1 protein-coding gene is annotated in these 1,204 nt (G+C 66.3%); it reads right to left on the reverse strand.

Annotated elements, in window-relative coordinates:
- Positions 1-307: 307 nt before the first annotated feature.
- Entirely contained in the window at positions 308-979 is a 672-nt protein-coding gene (locus tag AC3WJE_RS21020) for a hypothetical protein (RefSeq protein WP_493732788.1), read from the reverse strand.
- Positions 980-1,204: the final 225 nt, after the last annotated feature.

Consider the following 1,204-nt stretch of genomic DNA (forward strand, 5'->3'; position numbering starts at 1 on the left):
AGAAAACGACGTGCATCCATGCACGTCGCCCTTCGGGTTTTTCCCGCTGGCTCCGTCGCTGCGGATGGGGGCCCCAGGAAAGTCAAAGGCAAAGAGCGACAGCAAAATCACGAGCAACAGCAACAGCAACAGCGCTACACCGTCCTGCTCTACGCGGGGCTCAATGTCCGATAGGTGAAGTTGGCCATTCGGACGGGGGCTTTTCCGGCGCTGTAAATGCCCACTTTCAAGCTCAGGAAGCCGCCGAACACGTTCTCGCATCCCCTGTTCGGGGTTCCGCTCCCGTAGCCCTGCAGAAACCCCAGACCTACGGGTCTTCGACGCGGTTGTAGAGTCGTTGCCTGCTCAGCGGTGCACCCAGGCCCGGTGCTTCGAGGGTGCTGGTGATGCGCAGGCGGCGGCCGTCGCCTTCCAGGTGGTAGGTGAGGGTTTCGTGTCGTTCGTCGGGGTGATCCAGGGTGATCACCAGGTCGTCGTCGATGTGCTGCAGGCGCGCGTGGGTTGTGCCGTCGACCAAGGTCAGCGGTTTGCCGTCGGCGGGCAACTGCAGCAGGCCACTGGGGCCGGACGCGAATATGACGAAGGCGGGACTGCTGGCTATCAGCAGGTCGTCGATCGGGGGGACGACGATGCGCGATTCGGGGCTCTCCAGTTGGTCTGGTTTGGGGCCACCCTTGCCGGGGCCACCGCCACCAGAGGGCGGGGCGCCGCCCGGAGGACCGCCGCCACCGCCGCCTGCTCCGCCACCACCTCCACCCATGTCGCCCATGCCACCACCCTTGCCGCCGGGAGGCGGGCCGCCTCGCGGAGGGCGGGCGCCGTCCGATGCCGGTCCGCCGTGTTTGGACAACTCACTGCGGGCCAGGATGCTGTTGGCCTGCTGGTCCGGCTTCCAGCGACCTTCGAACCGGTCGGGGCCTTGCACGGTCATGGTGGGCAGGGTCTGGGTCGCGGCAAGCAGTAGGGCTAGCAGGCGCATTCGTCGGGGATCGGCGGCAATGGACGGTCGATGATGCTATTCGCCGTGCCCGAGCGGGTGTTTGACGTCATGCGTCACACGTCGGGGTAGCGCCGCCGGTACTGGATCTGCCGGGTTTCGTCGTTGTGGATGTGGTCATTCTTGGAGGGATGGCAGCCCTCATCAGGGGCTGCTCACCGTCTCGCTCCGTGCGTTCAGGCGTGGGGGGGGCAGGGGCTCGGACAC

This window comes from Pseudomonas sp. GW821-FHT07E12 (assembly GCF_058986605.1).